Annotated in this window: 23 protein-coding genes; 18 read left to right on the top strand and 5 right to left on the bottom strand. The window is 31.0% G+C overall.

Features of this window, described 5'->3' with window-relative positions; genetic code table 11:
* Window positions 1-878: 878 nt before the first annotated feature.
* Window positions 879-1,775, bottom strand: coding sequence for a chemotaxis protein (locus AC0N0V_RS14190; RefSeq protein WP_474464536.1), 897 nt, complete (start codon window positions 1,773-1,775; stop codon window positions 879-881).
* Between the two features lie 538 nt (window positions 1,776-2,313).
* On the opposite strand from AC0N0V_RS14190, the gene AC0N0V_RS14185 reads away from it, so the two are divergent.
* The 14 genes from AC0N0V_RS14185 to fliY all read left to right on the top strand — a co-directional run bounded on the left by AC0N0V_RS14185 (window position 2,314) and on the right by fliY (window position 13,020).
* Window positions 2,314-2,769: a peptidylprolyl isomerase gene (locus AC0N0V_RS14185; protein ID WP_474464535.1), complete on the top strand. Its 456-nt coding sequence runs from the start codon at window positions 2,314-2,316 to the stop codon at window positions 2,767-2,769.
* A gap of 567 nt (window positions 2,770-3,336) precedes the next feature.
* Window positions 3,337-4,845, top strand: coding sequence for a DUF1846 domain-containing protein (locus AC0N0V_RS14180; protein ID WP_474458677.1), 1,509 nt, complete (start codon window positions 3,337-3,339; stop codon window positions 4,843-4,845).
* A 460-nt stretch (window positions 4,846-5,305) separates the two neighbouring features.
* The gene (locus AC0N0V_RS14175; RefSeq protein WP_474458676.1) at window positions 5,306-5,746 is read left to right on the top strand and encodes a MarR family winged helix-turn-helix transcriptional regulator; all 441 of its coding nucleotides are present in this window, start codon (window positions 5,306-5,308) and stop codon (window positions 5,744-5,746) included.
* A gap of 17 nt (window positions 5,747-5,763) precedes the next feature.
* Window positions 5,764-6,579, top strand: coding sequence for an arsenite methyltransferase (gene arsM, locus AC0N0V_RS14170; protein ID WP_474458675.1), 816 nt, complete (start codon window positions 5,764-5,766; stop codon window positions 6,577-6,579).
* 3 nt (window positions 6,580-6,582) lie between these two features.
* Complete coding sequence (locus tag AC0N0V_RS14165) at window positions 6,583-7,083, top strand: arsinothricin resistance N-acetyltransferase ArsN1 family A (RefSeq protein ID WP_474458674.1); 501 nt, start codon at window positions 6,583-6,585, stop codon at window positions 7,081-7,083.
* Window positions 7,084-7,243: 160 nt separating this feature from the next.
* Complete coding sequence (locus AC0N0V_RS14160; protein ID WP_474458673.1) at window positions 7,244-7,615, top strand: ArsR/SmtB family transcription factor; 372 nt, start codon at window positions 7,244-7,246, stop codon at window positions 7,613-7,615.
* 33 nt (window positions 7,616-7,648) lie between these two features.
* Window positions 7,649-8,059 carry an arsenate reductase ArsC gene (locus AC0N0V_RS14155; protein WP_474458672.1) on the top strand — a complete coding sequence of 137 codons (411 nt, stop codon included), beginning with the start codon at window positions 7,649-7,651 and terminating at the stop codon, window positions 8,057-8,059.
* Between the two features lie 10 nt (window positions 8,060-8,069).
* A complete protein-coding gene (locus AC0N0V_RS14150) occupies window positions 8,070-8,195 on the top strand; it encodes a hypothetical protein (RefSeq protein WP_474458671.1) in 126 nt (41 codons plus the stop codon).
* Between the two features lie 168 nt (window positions 8,196-8,363).
* Window positions 8,364-8,705: an ArsR/SmtB family transcription factor gene (locus AC0N0V_RS14145; RefSeq protein ID WP_474458670.1), complete on the top strand. Its 342-nt coding sequence runs from the start codon at window positions 8,364-8,366 to the stop codon at window positions 8,703-8,705.
* Window positions 8,706-8,797: 92 nt separating this feature from the next.
* The gene (locus AC0N0V_RS14140) at window positions 8,798-9,814 is read left to right on the top strand and encodes a permease (protein WP_474458669.1); all 1,017 of its coding nucleotides are present in this window, start codon (window positions 8,798-8,800) and stop codon (window positions 9,812-9,814) included.
* Between the two features lie 19 nt (window positions 9,815-9,833).
* Window positions 9,834-10,061 (top strand): thioredoxin family protein, encoded by a 228-nt coding sequence (locus AC0N0V_RS14135; RefSeq protein ID WP_474458668.1) that lies wholly within the window; start codon window positions 9,834-9,836, stop codon window positions 10,059-10,061.
* Window positions 10,062-10,338: 277 nt separating this feature from the next.
* Entirely contained in the window at window positions 10,339-10,755 is a 417-nt protein-coding gene (locus AC0N0V_RS14130) for a hypothetical protein (RefSeq protein WP_474458667.1), read from the top strand.
* A 163-nt stretch (window positions 10,756-10,918) separates the two neighbouring features.
* A complete protein-coding gene (locus AC0N0V_RS14125) occupies window positions 10,919-11,869 on the top strand; it encodes a flagellar motor switch protein FliM (RefSeq protein WP_474458666.1) in 951 nt (316 codons plus the stop codon).
* Window positions 11,870-11,871: 2 nt separating this feature from the next.
* Complete coding sequence (fliY, locus tag AC0N0V_RS14120) at window positions 11,872-13,020, top strand: flagellar motor switch phosphatase FliY (protein ID WP_474458665.1); 1,149 nt, start codon at window positions 11,872-11,874, stop codon at window positions 13,018-13,020.
* A 66-nt stretch (window positions 13,021-13,086) separates the two neighbouring features.
* Here the strand turns inward: fliY and AC0N0V_RS14115 are convergent, their stop codons facing one another.
* Window positions 13,087-14,070 carry a 3D domain-containing protein gene (locus tag AC0N0V_RS14115; RefSeq protein ID WP_474458664.1) on the bottom strand — a complete coding sequence of 328 codons (984 nt, stop codon included), beginning with the start codon at window positions 14,068-14,070 and terminating at the stop codon, window positions 13,087-13,089.
* 264 nt (window positions 14,071-14,334) lie between these two features.
* Here AC0N0V_RS14115 and AC0N0V_RS14110 point away from each other — a divergent pair, with 264 nt between their 5' ends.
* Window positions 14,335-15,210, top strand: coding sequence for a DUF1002 domain-containing protein (locus AC0N0V_RS14110; RefSeq protein ID WP_474458663.1), 876 nt, complete (start codon window positions 14,335-14,337; stop codon window positions 15,208-15,210).
* An 87-nt stretch (window positions 15,211-15,297) separates the two neighbouring features.
* Here AC0N0V_RS14110 and AC0N0V_RS14105 read toward each other — a convergent pair whose 3' ends face one another.
* Together AC0N0V_RS14105 and AC0N0V_RS14100 are read right to left on the bottom strand one after the other, a co-directional pair.
* The gene (locus AC0N0V_RS14105) at window positions 15,298-16,512 is read right to left on the bottom strand and encodes an MFS transporter (protein WP_474458662.1); all 1,215 of its coding nucleotides are present in this window, start codon (window positions 16,510-16,512) and stop codon (window positions 15,298-15,300) included.
* Window positions 16,513-16,986: 474 nt separating this feature from the next.
* Window positions 16,987-17,988 carry a YhdH/YhfP family quinone oxidoreductase gene (locus AC0N0V_RS14100; protein WP_474458661.1) on the bottom strand — a complete coding sequence of 334 codons (1,002 nt, stop codon included), beginning with the start codon at window positions 17,986-17,988 and terminating at the stop codon, window positions 16,987-16,989.
* Window positions 17,989-18,371: 383 nt separating this feature from the next.
* Between AC0N0V_RS14100 and AC0N0V_RS14095 the strand changes: the two genes are divergently transcribed.
* The 3 genes from AC0N0V_RS14095 (at window position 18,372) to AC0N0V_RS14085 (ending at window position 21,746) form a co-directional block, all read left to right on the top strand.
* The gene (locus tag AC0N0V_RS14095) at window positions 18,372-20,324 is read left to right on the top strand and encodes a GTP-binding protein (RefSeq protein WP_474458660.1); all 1,953 of its coding nucleotides are present in this window, start codon (window positions 18,372-18,374) and stop codon (window positions 20,322-20,324) included.
* A gap of 37 nt (window positions 20,325-20,361) precedes the next feature.
* Window positions 20,362-20,709, top strand: a complete 348-nt coding sequence (locus AC0N0V_RS14090) for an arsenate reductase family protein (protein WP_474458659.1) — start codon at window positions 20,362-20,364, stop codon at window positions 20,707-20,709.
* 95 nt (window positions 20,710-20,804) lie between these two features.
* Complete coding sequence (locus tag AC0N0V_RS14085) at window positions 20,805-21,746, top strand: EamA family transporter (RefSeq protein ID WP_474458658.1); 942 nt, start codon at window positions 20,805-20,807, stop codon at window positions 21,744-21,746.
* 120 nt (window positions 21,747-21,866) lie between these two features.
* Here the strand turns inward: AC0N0V_RS14085 and AC0N0V_RS14080 are convergent, their stop codons facing one another.
* Entirely contained in the window at window positions 21,867-22,232 is a 366-nt protein-coding gene (locus AC0N0V_RS14080) for a hypothetical protein (protein WP_474458657.1), read from the bottom strand.
* Window positions 22,233-22,347: the final 115 nt, after the last annotated feature.

Below are 22,347 nucleotides of genomic sequence, written 5' to 3'. Positions count from 1 at the left end.
TAGTGGTTGTATCAATTATTTTGATACTGCTAGTATTAGGAGTTATCCAAGTTATTAATCAGTACAAAGACACTGATAAAGCATATTATGATGTACAGCCATTAGTAAAGTTAGTTTGGTACTTACAATAATATATTTTGGATTAGTTTTAGTTCTTGGAATTTGAGTAAATTACATTCATGGTGGTTACTTAAGTGTGTCAATTAACTAAACATTTGTAGAGTAAAACGACTTATAGAAAAGCATATGAAAATTTAGAAATATATTTGGAGGAAAAAATGAAATTTCTTACGTTTTTTATAATCTTCTCTGTTTTTTACAGTATCTTTGATTGGATAATTAAAAAGACAGGTTTTCATAATAAATTATTTGATAAACCTCGAAAGTACAAATATACTAAAGCTATTTTGATTTTAATACTTGTTTTCTTTATATTTTCGCTTGAATATATGAAACAGTTGTTGAATGATAAATATGGTCAGCATAACTATATAAGTATTATAGTAGGTGCATTTTTGGGTTCTGTCTATATAAATTTTGCTCCATTCATATTTAAAAGAAATAAATCGTAACTTTCTTATATGAAGGCATTTTAACCAATATTAAAAAGAAAGGTAGGTGAAAATCTTGATTCTTGGATAGTAAAAAGGAAACAAATATTAGGGATAGCATAAATCTTAAGCAGGGAACCAAAATCTTTGATTTTGTGTGAATCGCTTACTTCTTTGAGGAATAGAAAAGGAGTTTCCTTTAAAATATAAAAACTGCCAGAGTATATCTAGAAGGAAAGGCAACCCCTAAATTAAAATACCTTAATAATAGATTTAAGCGGAAGTCACATAACTTCCGCTTAAATCTATCTTAAAACATCAATTGTATTATGACTCAGTAAAACTATCAATTAAATTCACTAAGTTTCCGATTTCTGGCTTACTCATTTGAGCATCTGCTCCAACAGATTTTCCCTTGTGAGCCAAGCCATCAGTTATTAGTGAAGAGAAAACAATTACTGGAAGTTTCTTTAGAATCTTATGCTCCTTAATTTTTCGGGTTAATGTAAGACCATCCATCCTAGGCATCTCTATATCTGTGATGAGTATGTGCACATCATCAATGAAATTATCCTTCTTTTCTTCTGCTAAGTTATATAAATAATTAAGGGCTTGTTCCCCATCATCAACAAATTTCAAGTTGGTGAAGCCAGCCTTTGTTAAAGTATCCTTTAGCAAACTTCTTATAAGAAAAGAATCATCGGCTAGTAGGAGTTTAATGTGAGATCTATCTTTATATTTAATACCTTGAATTCTTTCTTCGCTTATACCTACTTTAGGATTTATATCAGTAACTATTTTTTCAAAATCTAGTAGGAATATTATCTTATTATTGAGCATTATGTTCCCAATAACTAAAGTGTTAGAATATAAAGCATCTGGTTTACTTATTTTATCCCAACCTATTCTATGGATTCCCACCATACTATCAATATTAAAAGCAACCTTAGATTTATTAAATTCACATAGTATTATAGTGTTTTTCTTGGATACTTCAGAATGTCCATCTAAAACATATTTTAAGTTTACAAGAGCTATTATTTCATCTCTATATAGGACAAGGCCAGCTATAGCAGGGTGTGATTGAGGAATCTGTGTTAAGTTATCTGTTTCTAGAACTTCTTTAACTTTTACCACGTTTATCCCATAATGCTTGTTATTAACTACGAATTCAAGTATTTCTACTTCTCCTGTTCCACTTTCTAATAATATATTTGATTCTATTTTAACCACCTCTTCTTAGTATATTTGTTATGTAATAAATAATAAGTGTTATCGTGTAGAAATTATTTTTATCTTTCTATATATTATATTTAAAGTTATCGTATTTTTCTGCATTATTCTTTAGTCTTTGTTTCAAAATTTTCATTTATACTTGTTTAATGTCAATAGACTGCTCAGAGAATTATAAGGATATTATAGTAGCAGTATGATATAAAAGAGAGCTGCATGTTAATATTCGTTAAATATTATGAATTTGGAAGATAAGCCTTCGATTAATATTGTTTGTTGCATGTTAATATATGTTGAATATGACAATATGTTCTGATAACATACTTATATGGTAAACTAAAAAATACTTAGGAGGTAGTTAAACATGAGAATGGTTAACTTGAAGAAAAAATTAATATTTTTTATTATGCTAGCGATAATGTTATCAGCGGCTGGATGCTCAAAAAATCTAAGTAATAATAAAAATACATCTGGAGATTCAGATTATAAAAGTAAATACAGTGGTAAAAAGCCTATTGTTACTATTGAAATGGAAGACGGTGGAGTAATGAAGGCAGAATTATATCCTGATGTTGCACCTAGGACAGTAGATAACTTCGTAGGTTTGGTACAAAAGGGTTTTTATAATGGTTTAATATTTCATAGGGTAATTCCAGGGTTTATGATACAAGGAGGAGCTGGAAATGGTTCTGGAGAAGGGGCAAGTACTATACCTGGGGAATTTAAAAGCAATGGTTTTAATAACGAACTAAAACATACAAGAGGAGTTCTTTCAATGGCAAGAACTCAGGATCCTAATTCAGCGAGTTCACAATTTTTTATTATGGTAAAAGATAGTCCTCATCTTGATGGAGAGTATGCAGCTTTTGGAAAGGTAACTGAGGGAATTGAAGAGGCAGATAAGATTGTAAGCGTTGAAAGAGACAAGAGAGATAATCCGCTGCAACCTCAAAGGATGAAAAAGGTAACAGTAGAGATAAAGTAACATAACTACAATTGTAAAATTTCAAGTTTTAAAATTAAATCACAGGAATGATATAGCTTCAATTCTTCTGCATTAGAAATGATTTTCATATATCTAAAGTTCAGTAATAAGAAAAATATTAAGTGGCTGTCCTGAAAATTATTTGAGGACAGCCACTTAGTTTAAATTTATTTGTCCATTAAGTCGCTCTTTCCTATAGTTTTTTATAAACAGCTTTAAAAAATACTAAAGTCATTTCAAGTCTCATTTTTGATCTCTAGGTCTATACAACACAATATGATCTCCTTTTTTTATTTAATACATTCACGTTAATGTCAATTTATAAAACTTTAAGAGATTAATAAAGTACAGTATAATAATATTTACTTTTTATTAAAATTATGTGATAATATGAAGTTGTAAAACAAAGTTTAATGTTAGTATTTGCTAAAATATGTTAATGATAAAGTGCAATTTTGCAAGCAGGAGTTATATCCACTCCTTACCGATAGTTAGACAGACTTATCGGTGTCTTTCTGTGTGTTAAATTTGGATAAAATAATAATTTTGTAGAGTGAGGGGTAAAGAATGAAGACAGGATTCGATCATAAGAAGTATTTAGAGGAACAATCAAAGTATATTTTAGAAAGAGTTAACAACTATGACAAGTTATATTTAGAATTTGGTGGTAAGCTTTTATTTGATCTTCATGCAAAAAGAGTTTTACCAGGATTTGATGAAAATGCGAAAATTAAATTACTACATAAGCTAAAAGAAAAAGTTGAAGTTGTCATTTGTGTTTATGCAGGAGATATCGAAAGAAATAAAATCAGAGGTGATTTCGGTATTACCTATGATATGGATGTTTTAAGACTAATTGATGACTTAAGATCCTATGAGCTTGATGTAAATAGTGTTGTAATTACAAGATATGATGGACAACCTGCTGTAACTGTTTTTAAGAATAAGCTTGAGCGTAGAGGTATTAAGGTATATACTCACAGAGCAACAGAAGGATATCCTACAGATGTAGATACAATCGTAAGTGATGAAGGATATGGAAAAAATCCATATATTGAAACAACAAAACCTATAGTTGTTGTAACTGCGCCAGGACCAGGAAGTGGAAAGCTAGCAACCTGTCTTAGCCAGCTATACCACGAATACAGAAGAGGAAAGGCAGCAGGATATTCTAAATTTGAAACCTTCCCAGTATGGAACGTTCCTTTAAAACATCCTCTAAACATAGCCTATGAAGCGGCAACAGTTGATCTCAAAGATGTAAATATGATTGACTCCTTCCACTTTGATGCTTATGACAAAATAACTGTAAACTACAATCGTGATATTGAAACTTTCCCTGTACTTAAAAGAATTATAGAGAAGATAACAGGAGAAGAATCTGTATATAAATCTCCAACAGATATGGGAGTAAATAGAGTAGGATACGGTATCGTTGATGATGAGATTATTAAAGAGGCATCAAAGCAAGAAATAATAAGAAGATATTTCAAAACTGGATGTGAATACAAAAAGGGTTATGTAGACAAAGAAACCTTCCAAAGATCAAAACTTATCATGGAAGAACTGAATTTAAAACCGGAAGATAGAAAAGTTGTCATTCCTGCAAGAGAGCGTTCAGCTAAGCTAAAGGAAGTTTCAGATAGCAATGAAGTTTGTCCAGCAGTGGCAATAGAATTAAATGACGGAACAATATTAACAGGTAAAAGTTCAGAAACATTAGATGCAACAGCTGCTGCAATTTTAAATGCTATTAAGCATTTTGCAAACATAGCTGATGATATTCATTTAATATCTCCAGTAATACTTGAACCAATTATAAGCTTAAAATCAAAAACGTTAGCAAGCAAGAATGCATCTTTAAATTGTGAAGAGGTATTAATAGCGCTTAGTATATGTGCTGCTACAAACCCAATGGCACAAGTGGCAATGGAGAAACTTTCAATGCTTAAGAGTTGTCAAGCGCACTCAACTACAATTTTAGGTACAAATGATGAGCAGACTCTAAGAAAGCTTGGTGTGGATATAACTTGCGATCCTGAATATCCATCAGAAAGTCTTTATTACGAAAACTAAAACAAGTATACTCAGGGGTTCGAAGGAACTTTGTGAAAGCAGCAACATTGCAAAAAAGTGTGACTTAATCGTAAGTTTATCACTTAGTTTTCCTTTCAAGAACATCAGCTAATAATAATTCATTTTTGAAGACTCCAATTTTTTTCAATGTTTTCTTGTAGAAAACTGTGGAAAAAGTTGGAGTCTCTAAATTTGTTAACATAAGATGATGCAATCTTTCAGTCGAAGCTGACCCCACACTATAACCTAACCTTAAAACAGTTCTAAATTTTAGATTTTAAGAATAAGTTTTTGAGTTAAATTTCCTATCAAAGAATATGATGTAAATTCTTTTAATGCTAACATCACTATTTACACTTATAATGTATAAACGTTTATGAAAGATAGTATTAAAATGTTTACACATAAAACTGTTGCAAATTGCAACAGTTTTATATTACAATTGATGTGAGGTGATAAAATGAATACAAAAGAAAGCCATTATTTAAGAGAGTTAATTAGAATTCTTGTTAGAAATCTTGGAATACTTGAGAAAAGTGAAGCTACCTGTTGTGGAACAACAGTATCTCAATGTCATGCCATTGTGGAGATAGGAAGAGCAAATGAAATATCATTAAATGAACTTGCTGAGTTACTTTCGCTAGATAAAAGCACAATGAGTAGGACAATTAATAACTTAGTGGGAGCAGACTTGGCAGTTAGAGAATTACATCCTGAAGATAGAAGGTATGTATCAATTAAGTTAACTGATGAAGGAATGAAAGTATTTAGAAGTATTGAAGACAGTATGGAGCAATATTACCAAAAGATTTTATCATCAATACCTGAGAATAAAAGGGAACAAGTTCTTGAGAGTCTACAATTGATTATAGATGCAGCAAAACAAAATAAATGTTGTTAATGAAAGGAGTTTTTAGTATGGAAGAAAATATTAAAAGTAAGGTTAAGGCTTATTATGGTGGTGTAGCAAAAAAAGTAAGTAGTAATTCTAAAGCACCCTGTGGTTGTGGGACTTCCTGTTGTGGAGACATTACTAGTAGCTCAAATATTTATACAAAAGAGTATTTAGAAGGTTTACCAGAAGATGCTGTAAATGCTTCTTTAGGATGTGCTAATCCATTAGTCTTAGCAGCATTTAAGAAAGGTGAGACAGTATTAGACTTAGGAAGTGGTGGAGGAATAGATGCATTTATATCATCAAAGTACGTAGGTCCAGAAGGTAAAATTTATGGACTTGATATGACTGATGAAATGCTTGATTTGGCTAACAGCAATAAAGAAAAGATGGGAGTTACTAATGTGGAGTTTATTAAAGGATATATAGAAGATATTCCACTTAATGATGAAACTATAGATGTTATAACTTCAAATTGTGTAATTAATCTATGTGAAGATAAAGAGATTGCCTTAAGAGAAGCTTATAGGGTTTTGAAAGCTAACGGTAGGCTTGCTATAGCAGATGTAGTTCAATTAAAGGATGTTCCTGAAGATATCAAGCGTAGTGCTGAAATGTGGGCAGGATGTATTGCTGGAACATTAGATTTAAAGGTTTATGAAGATATACTCAAAAAGGTTGGGTTTAAAAATGTAGAAATTACTCCAGTAAATTTATATACAAAAGAAATTATTGAAGAATTAATAAAGCAAAAAAACTTAGGTGACGTATTTAGCCAAATCGATACTGACTTACTTGATGGTGCTTTTGCAGGAGCACATGTGAAAGCATATAAGTAGGTGATGGAGATGAATTATATTACAAGAGAAGCAAAAGTTGGAGATATATTATTGATTACTAATATTTATAATCAAGGTATTGAGGATAGGATTGCTACTTTAGAAACTAGGCTAAGAGATATAAATGAAATGAAAGAGTGGTTTACTACAAGAGGTGAGAGATATAAGGTTGTGGTAATTGAAGATAGTCAAGGTATAATTAGAGGATGGGCGTCTATAAATGTATTTAATTCAAGATGCTGTTATAGTGGTGTTGGCGATATTTCAATCTATGTAGAGAGAAATATGAGGGGAAAAGGGTTAGGTAAGCAAATACTAAATTATTTAATTGAAGTTGCTAAAGAACAAGATTTCCATAAATTGATTTTAAGTACTTTTGAATCTAACGAGGTAGGCAAGAAGGTATATAGGTCTACTGGATTTAGAGAAGTCGGGACCTATATGGATCAAGGAATACTTGAGGGTAAGTTTATTAATATCACTATCATGGAGAAGCTTTTATAAGTTTAATAAGCAATTAAAGGATATAGTAAAATATATATTCTTTAATTGCTTATTTCAATGTAAAACTTACGTTAAGTTACAGAAAATAGGTTGTAAAATATAACATCATAATATATCATATGATTATATTCGAATATGATAATATAGAGGGGGAAATGCTTTGGATTTAATACAAGTGATGAAGTCACTAGCAGATGAGACACGTATGAGAATTCTAAATATATTAAAAGATGGGGATTTATGTGTTTGTGAAATAGAGGCTTTACTTGATATAAACCAATCAAATGCATCAAGACACTTAAATAAGTTAACAAGTGTAAAAATACTTAATTATTACAAGGTAGCTAAATATGTATACTACAAGATAAATGAGGATACAATTAAGGAATTTTCTTTTTTGAAAGAGATAATAGAAGAACAGGCTATTAAATTAAAACAATGTAGTATAGATTACGAGAGGTTAAAGAAATATAAGAGCAGTAATCTAGGATGTGAAGATTTAAAAGAAGGCAAAGTTTGTTTTAATAATTAATTTTAAATAGAAATTTTACGGAGGATGATTTTTATGAAACCAAAAGTAGCGTTTATATGTGTTCACAACTCTTGTAGATCTCAAATGGCAGAGGCACTAGGAAAGATGTTTGCTTCCGATATTTTTGAATCTTATTCAGCAGGAACTGAGTTAAGAGCTCAAATAAATCAGGATGCAGTAAGAATAATTAAGGACTTATATGATGTCGATATGAATGAGACACAGAGATCTAAATTGCTTGATAATATACCAGAGGTAGATATAGTTGTAAAAATGGGCTGTAATGTAGTTTGTCCATTTTTACCTTCAAAACATGAGGAAGATTGGGGACTAGAGGACCCATCTGGCAAAAGTGATGAGGAGTTTATTAAAACGGCAAAGTCTATTGAAGAAAAAGTAAAAGACTTGGCAATAAGAATTAAAAATAGCGAAATAGATTATTAGGAGGCTTTTTATGAGTGGTCAACCATCAAGGTTATTATGGATTGACCGTTACTTTACACTATGGATTTCCATTGCCATGGGTTATGGAGGAAAAAATACTTTACCTATTAAAGAAATGAAGAAAGTGAATAATTAAAATAGATACATAAAAAGGTCAGTTTACACTGGCCTTTTATTTTTTATAAATTTTATAATAGTAGTTGACAAATATATGTAATAGGAATATTATAAATATATACTTATATACCCATATAGGTATATAAGTATATAGAGATTACTTTTATAATTAAGGAAGTGAAATACAATGTATAAGTTAACTGATTTTTTTAAAATGATTTCGGATGAAACTAGAATAAGAATCTTAGTGCTTTTATATCATAAGAAGTTATGTGTTTGTCAAATGTGTGGGATAATGGGGGAAACACAACCTAAGATTTCAAAACATCTAGCAAAACTTAGAGACGTAGGACTTGTAAAGGACGAAAGAAAAGAACAGTTTATATACTATTACTTAAATTTTGATAACAAACTATTTGAAGGAATCATAAAGAATATTGTAGACAATATTGAGGAATATGACACATTGAAGAAAGACGTTGAAGGCATTGATACTGCAGAAGGGTTTCTAAAGACATGTAAACGCTAGTTACTTTAAAGCATCAAGTTTAATTGTAAAGATAGATTTATATTAACAGATATTGAATTTTTTATAATTATGGGTTTGGGTGGGTGAATAAAATGAGTTTAATAACTGGCATATTTAGCTTTCTTAATGACCAAATATTAAAAATGACATGGTTATCAGAATTAGTACGTTTATTAGTTGAAAAAGTATTTGGGTTATCTATTAAAGAAAGATTAGGTGGAAGTATACACTTCTTTATATATGATACTATAAAGATTTTTATACTGCTATCTATACTGATTTTCATCATTTCTTATATTCAAAGTTACTTTCCTCCTGAAAGGACAAAAAAGATACTTGGGAATATAAAAGGTATCAAGGGGAATATATTAGGAGCATTACTTGGTACCATTACACCATTCTGTAGTTGTTCAAGCATTCCAATATTCATTGGTTTTACATCAGCAGGGTTACCACTTGGAATAACTTTCTCATTTTTAATATCTTCTCCTTTAGTAGATATAGCATCATTATTAATTTTAATGTCATTCTTTGGAGCTAAGATTGCCATAGCATATGTTGTGGTAGGTCTTATATTAGCAGTAATAGGGGGAACTATTATTGATAAGTTATGTTTAGAAAGTTATGTAGAAGGATATGTTCGTGAAATAGAAAATGTGGATGCAGAAGTTATTGAGATGACCCGTGAGGAGAGAGTTTCTTACTCCAAAGAACAGGTAAGAGATATTATAAAAAGAGTTTGGTTATATGTATTAATAGGAGTTGGTATAGGTGCTGCAATTCATAACTGGATACCTCAATCTGTTGTACAGAATGTTATTGGAAGAAATAATTCTTTTGCAGTTTTAATGGCTACAGCAATAGGAATACCCATGTATGCTGATATATTTGGAACGCTTCCAATAGCAGAAGCATTATTTGGTAAAGGAGTAGGAATAGGTACAGTTTTGTCCTTTATGATGGCTGTAACAGCCCTTTCACTACCATCAATTATAATGCTTAGCAAGGTTGTTAAACCTAAATTATTAACTATATTCGTTTCTATAGTATCCATTGGGATAATAATAATTGGCTATCTATTTAATGCATTTTCATATTTTATTATTTAATTTTGGGGAGGTTTATTAAATGATTATTAAAGTATTAGGAACAGGATGTGCTAAATGTCATCAATTGGAAGAGAACACTAGAAGGGCTGTGGCTGAACTAGGAATTGATGCTATTATTGAGAAGGTAGAAAATATTAAGGACATCATGAAGTATGGAGTAATGAAAACTCCTGCACTTGTAGTGGATGAAAAAGTAAAGGTAATGGGAAGAGTACCATCATCAGATGAAATAAAAAAATATCTATAAAAGATTATTATGAGGCTGAGATGAAGGCATAAATGTTCTTTGTCTTAGCCTTTTATGATGAAGTAACTAATATTAAATGTATTAGATTCTGTTCTTGAAGCAAAGGCTGATGAAATACAGTAAGCTTAATCTTCAAACAGCGTTCTAAACTTACAATTAAGTCGCACTCTCCTCTTAAGTTGTTATTTACTGCTTAGATCGCACTTTTCATGACTAAAACATGAAAATTATGTTATAATAAGAAAGAAGTGTTGTTTTATTTGAAGGAGTTGGGAAAATGTATGTAGCTTTTGGTGATAAAATTGTAGATAGTAAAGATATGAAAGAAACAATTGAAACGAATACAGAGTTTAAAGTAGTAAAAGATATGAGCAAAGGAACAAAAAGAGATGATATTTTAGCCTTTAATGTAAGTGTGGAGATTTCTACTTTGAATGAAATAATGGAAGATGAAGGATATAATATAAACGAGTTAACGGAAGATGATTTGTTTGATGAATACCTTACACTAGCAGAAGAAGTAGGAACTGATATCGATGAATATATACCAGAAGAAGCTATTCTTGATGTTAGAGCTTATAAGTGGGATAAATCAGATAATGATATAAAACTTGTTATAGCAATTGCACATGAAGAAGTTGGAGAGCCAAAATTAAGAGATATAATGAAAAGACTTGTTACTCAAGTAGAGTAGTAGGTACTTAATCCTTTAGAAAAAAGGTGTCTAAAAAATTACTTTTTAGACACCTTTTTAAATTTTTTATTTAAATTTTTAAACAATATTATGGCATTTCTGTTATAATATTATTAATTAACAAACCTTGGGTAGAAGTAAAATAGTGAAATGGGGGTTTAATATGTCAGATGTTTTATCCCAAAGCGAAATAGATGCGTTATTAGCAGCATTGGCAGCTGGTGAGATAATTGAAGAAGGTAGTGAGGGAGGTTCTGATAGAGAAAGTGAGACTCCTAATATAGTTCTTTCAGATAGTTTTAAATTTGCTGAAAAAGATATAGAAATTTTAGAATATGTTCATCAGCAATATGCAAATGTTATATCCTCGAGAATGTTTAAGAATTTAAATATAAGAGTTTCTTTAGAATCTATACAAGAAATACGATATGAGGAGTTTATGCGCTCCATTCCATACTCTACTGTATTAACAGTTTTTAGGTTAAATCCATTAGATGGATACTTATTGTTTGAAACGAGTCCTAGTTTGATAGTTCAAGTCTCTAATGTTTTTTTGGGTACATATGGAAATAAGAAACTAAGCTTAACGGAATTTTCGGAAGAGGATAAAAAGATATATATAAAAATAACTAGAGATTTCATAAAATATCTAGAAGAAGCATGGTGTAAAGTTTTAAAAGTAAAATCTGAGGTTAAAGACTTAGAAGTCAATCCAGCTAACATAAAATTATTCGACAGTAGTGATCATGTTGCTTTGGTGTCATTTTCTATAACAATTGGAGACGTAAATACTTTCTTTAATATATGTATTCCGTACTCAAGCATTGAAAAATATTCTGGGAAACTAGAAATGACACATGCAATTCCAAAGGATAAATTGTATAATAATTTAAATAGTACAAGCTTAAATATAAAGATAGTTTTGGGTAACTTACAGTTGTCATTAGAAGAAATTTTAAATTTACAAAAAGGAACAATTCTAGACACTAATAAAAAATATGAGAATAAAGCAAATATATTAGTTGAGGGAAAATATTGCTTTAATGGTGAAATAGGATTGATAAATAACCATAAGGCAGTTAAAATCGTAAATTGTATAGATAAGGATGTGTAAGTATGAGTGGTGGACTTTCTCAAGAGGAAATTAATGCTTTAATTTCGGGCAATGTTATCGATGATCAAATTAATGAAAATATGAGCGAACAAAATAGTATTGATTTAACAGACATTGAAAAGGACATTTTAGGAGAAGTAGGAAATATATCCATGGGATCTGCTTCTACAGCATTGTCAGATATGATAGGTAAAAGGGTAAATATAACTACACCAGTTATTTCTGTTACTACATTAAAGAAAATGAGAGAGAGCTTTGAAATTCCGAACATTGCTTTAGAAATAAAGTATACAACAGGAATATCAGGAAAAAATATTTTAATCATGAGGGTAAGAGATGCTGCAATAGTTGCTAACCTTATGATGGGCGGAACAGGAGAGATCAATTCAGATACATTATCAGAGATTGAGGAAAGCGCAGTTTCTGAAGCTATGAATCAAATGATTGGTTCAGCGGCCACAGCAATGGCAACTATGTTTTCAAGAAAGGTAGATATTTCTCCTCCAAAATCGAAAATTTGGGATTCTATGACTTCTAATATGTCGGAGGATATTGAGGAAGAAGACGCTGTTGTTGAAGTAGCTTTTAAGTTAAATATAGAAAATTTATTAGATAGTGTTATAATGCAGGTTCTTTCATTAGAAACAGTGAAGAAGATAATATCCATAATGATGGGAACAGAAACAACTAATAATGAATTAGAAAGTGTTGATAATGTCGATGGTATTATAATTGAGAATAAACAAGATACCGTAGAAAAGATAAAAGAGCAGGCTATGGGAATAAATGAAGTAGAACATAAAAGTAACCCGGAAAGCGCTAATAGTAACTACTCTTATAGTAATCAACCTTCGAATAACACGATTCAAAAGGTTGAATATCAGCAATTTAGTAATTTTGACAATATATCGAAAAGTACTAGTTCTATATTTGATGTGCCTTTGAATATACAAATTGTATTAGGAGAAACTCAAAGAAGTGTGAAAGAAATCATGAATTTTAAAAATGGAACTTTATTGGAGTTAAATCAGGTAGCTGGTCAACCAGTAGAGTTACAGGTTAATGGTAAGGTAATAGCTTATGGTGAGGTAGTTGTAGTTAACGGTAATATGGCTATAAACATTCTAGATGTAAACAATAGTAATATTTAAAAAATACAGGTTACCACTTTTAAAAAATAGTTGCTTAGAAAAGTGATAACCTGTAACATTGTCTATTTAATTAAGTATATAAACTGTAACAGACCTTCTTCCCCAATTTCGTGCTTCTGAATCTGATTGGAAAAATACATCAATTATATTTCCCTTAATAGCCCCACCGGTATCTGAGGCAATAGCATATCCATAGCCCTCTACATAAACTCTAGACCCTAATGGAATAACTCTAGGATCTACAGCTATAGTACTATAGCCATCAGCATCTCTATTAGTTGCATAACCAGAAGCTGTAAGGCCATTTCCAGTATATGCTGTTGCTTGCATGCTAAGTGTTTGAGAATATGAAATAGACTTAGAAGTACCACGGGATAAAGTACCGCTCTTTTTGGTATCATTAGAAGCGAATTGCTTAGAAACCTTTGCAGCTTCAATTGCTTGCAACTGTTTTTCTTTTTCAGTAGCTTTACTTAGAAGTGTCTTTTGTTCCTTTATGTCTTTGCTTAACTTTGATAAAACACTTTCATTACTTACCTTTAAAGCCTCAAGCTTATTATTTTTTTCACTAAGGGCTTTCTGCTCATTAGCTATAGCTTCTTTTTTTTCTCTAAGTTCAGAAATGATCTTATTATCAAATCCAACTACCTTAGAAACCATATCTGCTCTTGATATAAAATCATTTAAGTTATTTGATGCTAAAAGTACCTGAAGATAGCTATCTGGGCCATTTATGTACATAGCTCGTACTCTTTTTTTAAATAAATCCTCTCTAGCTCTCGAATTATTTTCTGCAGCTTTTAATTTATCCTCTGTGTCTTTGATGTCCTGTGCAATTTTATTCATATCTTTTTTATTGCTATCAATCTTTTTTAATACCTCATCAATCTGCTTGTCTAACTTCTCAACTTTTGATTGTAGTTCTTTCTTCTCATTTTGAGTTTGCTTTAATGAGTCAGATGAACTATTGTTTGGTGCAGCAAGCGTAGTTCCGTTTATAATTACGGTCAGCACCAATGCCATGATAACTGATAATGATTTATTATTCAATTTGCCTACCTCCTTATTATAGTTATCAAGTTATGTTTATGTTTTTAAACATATTATTATTCCTCATTATACCATCAAAGTATACAAAAACACAAGTTTCCAATAAATATAGAAATACAATAGATTAAATTTAAATAGTTGAATAATTATTAATTAGTATTATAATTATTAGATGGAAGGAATTGAATAGTAAGATGTAATTATTAACCCGTATTTCTATGAGTAAGAATAGTATCTGAAATTTTAAACAAGGAGAGTTAGGATATGAAAGTTAAGAAAATCATAAGTAAATTATTAATTCTAGTTTTTGTTATATCAACGGTAATAACTATTCCAACTAAAAAAGTTTATGCTGATGCCTTTAAAGTTGTAACTTTAGGAGCAGATTTAACAAACAAGCAAAAAGAAGACATGCTTAAATATTTTGGGGTTGCTAAGCAAGAAGCTAATGTACTGGAAGTGAACATAGCTGAAGAAACTAAGTATTTATCTGGAGCAGCTTCTACAAAGGAGATTGGAACGAAATCCATATCTTGCGCTTATGTAGAACCTACTGATAAAGGTGGATTAAATGTATCCGTACATAATATATATTGGGTTAGCGAAAGCATGATAAAAAATGCTTTAATTACTGCAGGTATAAAGAATGCTAATGTAAAAGTATCGGCTCCTTTTAATGTATCTGGTACAGCAGCCCTTACTGGAATATTAAAAGGTTTTGAAAACAGCAGTGCTGGTAAAAAAATTGATGAAGATAAAAAGAAAGCTGCAAATGAAGAACTAGTTGTTACCGGAAAGTTAGGTGAAAAAATTGGACAAGATGAAGCAGCAGGGTTAATAAATGAAGTCAAAAAAGAAGTTGTAAAAGAGAAACCTAATACTGATGAAGAAATAAAAAACATAGTAATTAATGTAGTTAATAATTATAATTATAATTTAAGTCAAGAAGATATTAATAAAATAATCGATGTAATGAAAAAGATAAGCAGCTTGAATTTGGATTTCAATCAATTAAAGGGTCAACTAAATGATGTTGCAAGTGAGCTGAAATCAGTAATTAAGAGTGATCAGGCTAAGAGTGCCATAGATAAAATAATAGAGGCCGTTAGTACATTTTTTGCAAAGATATTTGCTAGCTAATTTCATTATTTAGGCTGGTGGTAGGAATAAGTTACCACCAGCCTTTAAATTTTATTATATACTTAGAAATCTGTTTATAGAGCTCTATTATTCTTCGATGTAATTTGTAACTTTTTTAATACTAGATGAAATTGATGAGAGAGGAATTGAAAGTAAAAATGCCAATACTAAAAAGCATGAAATCATGCTCACCACGCCACTCCATCCATATAGGCTCCAGAAGCTTCCACCAGAGGTTCCGCCAATACTAGAACCTATATAATAGAATAATAGATAAAGAGAAGCAGCCTGAGCTTTATCGTGTTTAGCGAGTCTTCCTATCCAACTACTGGCGATAGAATGAGCTCCAAAGAAACCAAAGGTTAAGAGAGCAATTCCTAAAATTTTTATCCATAAGTTAACTACTAAGGTTACCAATATACCGAGAAGCATTATAAAAATGGAAATCCAGAGCACTTTCTGTTGATCGTATTTGTCAGCTAAACGACCCATCCAAGTAGAACTGAAGGTTCCAACAATATAGATTACAAAAATAAAGCTAACCACTGTTTGACTAAGTGAATAGGGAGGGATTATTAATTGATATCCTATATAATTATATAATGAAACAAAGCTGCCCATAATTAGAAATCCAATACCATAAATGCAAAGTAAATTGCGATTTTTTAAATGGCTTATCATTGAGTTTAATAGCTTTCTTGTTTCTAATGAGCGAGGCTTAAAGTGCTTGGACGGAGGTAGTTTAAGCCAGAATAAAATACTAGCTAGTCCACCTAAAAACCCTATAGCACCAAGAGATATTCGCCAATTAAAGAAATCGGTAATTATACCAATAACAATACGTCCACTCATTCCTCCAATAGAGTTTCCACTAATGTATAAACCCATTACCATTCCTAAGCTGCTCGGGTCTACTTCTTCACTAATATAGGCCATAGCAATAGCTGAAAGTCCTGCTAAAACAAAGCCTTGAAACACTCGAAAGATTAAAAGATAATAAAAATTTGAAGAGAATGCAGCTAATATGGATAATGCAGATGCGGCGAAAAGAGAAAAACACATAATGGGTTTTCTTCCCCAAACTTCTGATAATGACCCAAAAAGTAGCATGCTAAATGCCAAAGTAGTAGTTGTCACAGATAGTGACAGACTGGCTACGGTTGGAGATATATGAAATTCACTGGATAAGTATGGTAATAGTGGTTGTGTACAATATAAGGTGGCGAAGGTATTAAAACCACCGGCAAATAAAGCAATACAAGTATTGCGAAATTCAATTGTCCCTTTTTCAATATAACTCATAATGTATCACTCCAAGTCTAGCATAATAAATATAATTTCATACTATACCTGTAGGTTATTTATGTCAAACTAGTTAATTACTCTAATTAAGTTAAAATAATAAATATAATTTGAATTTCTTCAAAAAAGTGAGAATATATAGGATTACAAAATATAAACCTAATCTAATGTTTGATAATTTCAATGATTTAGTTAACGGTATGGGTCATGGAACCCTATATAGATAACTAAACTAGAAAGTTGACTTATTCGGAGAGACATAATACCAATTTGAGGGTACATTTAAATATTCATTTAGTAGTCTTAGTGAAGGATTTATGAAGAACTTAGAATCTTAGATTGTCTGAGTGTAACGAGTTATCGAAGATTCTTAGGTTTTCATAAATCCTGAGCTTTAGACTACTTAAAAATATTTAACGTACCGAAAATTGGTATTATGTTTCGGAGGATAAGTCAACTTTCGGTGTTGATTAACTATAAGTTTAAATTCACAACAGTTCTACCTTTTATTTGTCCCTTTAAGATTAAAGCTATCTTATCATTTAATTCACTTAAAGAACATTCTTTTGCTAAAGAGTCTAGGTTATCTAGTTTCCATTCATTTGAGATTTTATCCCATATCTTTAACCTAAGATCCATAGGACATTGAACAGAGTCAATACCTAGAAGACTTACACCTCTTAATATAAATGGGAATACAGAAGTAGATAGCTCATGGGAAGCAACATTACCACAGCAGGTTACAGCACCACCATAATTTGTAGTCTTAATTGCTGTTGCTAAAATATTGCCGCCAACAGTATCAACTACACCAGCCCATCTTCCTTTACTAAGAGGTCTTCCGGATTGGTCATTTATTTCATCCCTATGTATAAAACTATTTGCGCCAAGGTTTAGTAGAAAATCCTTTTCTTCAGGCTTACCAGTAGCGGCTACAACATTATAGCCTTCTTTTGCTAAAATGCCTACAGCAAAGCTTCCTACACCACCTGTAGCTCCAGTAACTAGAATATCCCCATCTTCTTTTTTTACGCCAGAGTTTATTAATTTAAAAACTGAAAGTGCTGCAGTAAAACCAGCAGTACCATATATCATGCTTTCTTTTAATGTAAGATTTGATGGACACTTTACTACCCATTCAGAAGGAACACGAATATATTCACCATAGCCTCCAGAAGTGTTCATTCCTAAATCGTAGCCTGTAACAATAACTTCATCGCAAGCGTTAAATTCTTTACTGTTACTTTGGGCAACTATTCCAGCAGCATCAATGCCTGGTGTATGGGGATAGTTCCTTGTAACTCCTTTATTTCCAGTTGCAGATAAAGCATCTTTATAATTTAGAGATGAGTATTTTACATTGATTAATACGTCACCATCAGGTAAGTCATTGATATTTCTTTCTGTAAGTTCTCTAGTAAATTTGTTTTCTTCAGTTTGACTAACTACCATTGCTTTAAAAAATTTATTATCCATAATTTTATCTCCTTCCGTGTATGAAACAAATATACATTTTTATTTTAATAATAAAGGCAACTCTTATTATAAGAATACCCAATCTAATACTAATTGTAATGATGTAGAAGTGATTTGTAATAAACAATTCTAATTTATTATTCACTTCTCCGATGCAGAGATATGTTGTATTAATAATAAGTATATATTAGTTCAACATATTTTCAAGTAAATAATTTTTTAACAAATAAACACATTAAGTCATAATCTTAAAGTGTAAGTTTACCCAAACATGGAAGTTTTAACATTTTAGGTTTAAAATCTATAATCATCATATATAAAATGTAGAATTACAAACAAATATTTTGATATAATTGTGTATATCAAAATACAGAGGTGACAAAATGAATAAAACTATAGGAATATTGGCACATGTAGATGCAGGTAAAACCACATTTTCAGAACAACTGCTTTATCATACAAAAAGTATTAGACAAAGAGGGAGAGTGGATTATAAGAATGCTTTTCTGGATAGTCATGATATAGAGAAAGAAAGAGGAATTACCGTATTTTCAGGACAGGGATTCATGAAGTATAAGGATTCGAATTATTTTTTAATAGACACTCCAGGACACGTAGACTTTTCCTCCGAAATGGAAAGAGCTATACAAGTTATGGACTATGCCATTGTAATAATTAGTGCAGTAGAAGGAGTGGAAGGTCATACTGAAACAGTGTGGCAATTACTTAGGAAATATGAGATACCAACCTTTTTCTTTATTAATAAGACTGATAGAGTTGGTGCAGACACTGAAAAGGTATTAGAGGAAATTCGCACGAATTTAACAGAGAATGTTTATGATATTACAAATTCTCTTTGTGATGATTATATAAAGGAAGAGTTAATAGAATTTATCGTTGAAAGAGATGAAGAACTTCTTGAAAAATATATGGAGGATTCTTTAGAACTAAGCAAATTATTAAATACTATGAAGACTATGATTAAAGAAAATAAAGTTTTCCCATGTTGTAGTGGTTCCGCTCTTCAGGACATTGGTATAACAAGCTTTCTAGAGAAATTAGATAGATTAACCTTTACCAATTATTCTGCTGAAGAAGATTTTTCAGGTAGGGTTTATAAAATTCGTCATGACGATAATGGTACGCGAGTAACTTATATAAAGGCTTTAAGTGGCAAGTTAAGGGTGCGAGATGAGCTATGTTATGGAATAGGAGATCAAAAGATTCGTCAAAAAATAACTGGAATAAGGATTTATAATGGAAGTAAATTTAAGACTGAAGATGAGATAAAAGCAGGCGAAATTTTTGCAGTGACAGGGTTATCTAGGGCAGCTGCAGGTGAAGGTTTAGGTACTTTAGAAGAGAAGTCAGTTTATGAAATGGTGCCAACCTTAAAATCTAAAGTAATATTCGACTCTTTATTAAACGTAAAGGAAGTTTTAAAATGTTTCAAAATACTAGAGGCGGAAGATCCTTCATTAAATGTGACTTGGGAGGAGAATTTGCAAGAACTTCATATTAGCCTTATGGGAGTTATACAATTACAGGTACTAGAGGAACTGGTAAAGGAAAGATTTAATTTTACTGTTACCTTTGGAACTCCTGAGATTCTTTACAAAGAAACCATTGATTCAGTAGTTATTGGATGCGGTCATTTTGAACCTTTGGGGCATTATGCAGAAGTTCATCTTAAATTAGAGCCGGGTAGCAGAAACAGCGAAATAATTTTTGAAAATCTTTGTCATACAGATGATTTAACAGTAGGTAATCAAAATTTAATTAGACATCATATTTTTGAAAAGGAGCATCATGGATTACTTATAGGTTCACCACTAACGGACTTGAAAATAACATTATTGACAGGCAGGGCTCATAATAAGCACACCTCTGGAGGGGATTTTAGAGAAGCTACTCTTAGAGCATTAAGACAAGGGCTAGAGAAAGCAAAAAATGTTTTACTAGAACCTTATTACCAATTCAAAATCAAAGTAGAATTAGAGCACATGGGAAGGGTTTTATCAGATTTAGAAAAAGCCCATGGAAATTTCGATTCACCTAGAATTGTAGGTGACAAGGCTATATTAACGGGAAAAGTACCAGTAGCTACTTTTATGAACTACAGTATGAATTTAGCATCTTTTACAGGCGGAAAAAGTGCTATAAGTTTAGTTTTTAGTGGATATGAACGTTGCCATAATGAGAAAGAAGTTGTTGATAGAATTAATTATAATAAGAATGCTGACCCGGAATACACATCTACATCTATTTTTTGCTCAAAAGGTCAGGCTTACACAGTACCTTGGGATAAAGCAGAGAGTGAAATGCATTGCCTTTAATAATTTAAATAAGATTAGATTTAGGAGAGATACAAAGATGAATATTCAAATATTTGGAACAAAAAAATGCTTTGATACAAAAAAAGCTGAAAGATATTTTAAGGAAAGAAAAATAAAATACCAACTTATAGATTTAAATGAAAAAGGGCTAAGTAAGGGTGAATTTGAAAGTGTTAAAAATGCAGTAGGTTTGGCTAATTTGATTAATACTAAGGCAAAAGAATACAAAACATTAAATTTAGAACATATTAGAACCAGTAGTGTGAAAGAAGAGCTGCTCTTAAAAAATCCTAAGCTTTTTAGAACACCAATAGTTCGTAATGTAAAGCTAGCTACTGTTGGTTATGAGCCAGATATATGGAAGGAATGGGAGAGTGCAGAGTAAGAATCATTGTTAATACTTTATCACTCAACTTTATTAAATTATAATAGTTGAATAATTATAAATTAGTATTATAATTAATAGAGGGAAGGGGATGAATGGTATTGGATATAGTTAAAGATAGAGAACAGAAAAAAGTTATTTTAGCATATTTAGCAGTATGTATTTTTTGGGGTTCCACTTACCTAGCAATTCGAATAGGTGTAAGTGAACTTCCGCCTACAATTTTTGCAGGGGTAAGATTTTTAATTGCAGGATCAATTATGTTGATTTTTGCTAGGCTAAAAGGATTAAAATTTCCTGAAAAGGTAATTGATATAAAACGAATAGCAATTGTAGGGATGTTTCTTTTATTGGGTGGAAATGGATTAGTAGTTTGGGGAGAAAAATGGGTAAGTTCTGGTATGACTTCCCTAATTGTAGCTACCAGCCCTCTTTATACAGCTATTATAGAGACATTTTTCCTTAGAAGTAAATCAATGAACTTCAAAGGATGGATAGGCATTTTAATGGGATTTATAGGAGTTGGACTGCTTGTGTTATCAAATTCAAACACAGAGGCGACTAGTGCAAAAGGAATAATTTTTGTAATGCTAAGTGCAATATTGTGGTCTAGTGGATCTATCTATTCAAAAAGCTTTAAGGCTACGGGATCAGTTGTGACTCATATAGGAATTCAAATGTTATCAGGAGGTATATGGCTTTCTGTTATAGGAGCTTTAATTGGAGAAATACCTAAGATACATTTAACAAGCAGTGGAATTGGAGCGCTATTATATTTGGTTGTATTTGGCTCAATAGTAGGTTACAGCTGCTATATTTATATATTACAAAAATGGCCAGCATCTAAAGCAAGTACTTATGCTTATGTTAACCCTGTTGTAGCAGTGTTTTTAGGAGCATTAATTTTAAAGGAACCGGTTTCTATAAATATTTTAATATCAACAATAGTCATATTAGTAGGAGTATTCCTAGTACAAACATCTAAGCCAGCTAAAGTAGAAACTGATATCACAACTGATTCTGCTTTAGAACAATAAGATGAAATATATTTAGATTTAGATTTTATGTGAATTGAATATAGATAAACTTTTTCAATTTAATAAGATGTAAAAAGCTAATGCTAACTAAGAAGTAGCATTAGCTTTTTATTTATAAGTTTATAATTGTAATGAAGCTAACCAATCCAAAGCTTCATGTTCAGTTTCGTATATTTTAAGAAGCATTGAATTAGATTTCGAAAAAGTTTTTATCGCCATAGCTTGTAGGAAAGATGCTCCATATATTGCACTTGCAAATACATATTTTTCGTTATCTTCAACGTATTTTTTAAAAGCATTCAAGGTATCTGAGTTATATTTCATATTTGTTATATTTATTAAGCAAAGCATTGAATTTTCAGGTTGCTTACAGATAAAAGACTTTGATTCACTTAAAAGCTTCAGTATTGATTTTCCGGATAAGCTTGAAAAGTTAAGAACAAGAATTTTTTTATTCTTATAACTAGTAAAATAATACTTACTCACAGTTAAACCTCCAGTATCTATCTTCAAATTAATATATTCAATTAGCTGAGAAATGATAACTATTGGTTTCAGAATTTAAGAAAGGAGGCTACAATAGTATCCTCCTATTAATAAA

This window comes from Clostridium sp. CS1-1 (assembly GCF_056135525.1).
Note: the sequence above shows the minus strand (reverse complement) of the source record. Positions and strands in the feature narration are given on the sequence as shown.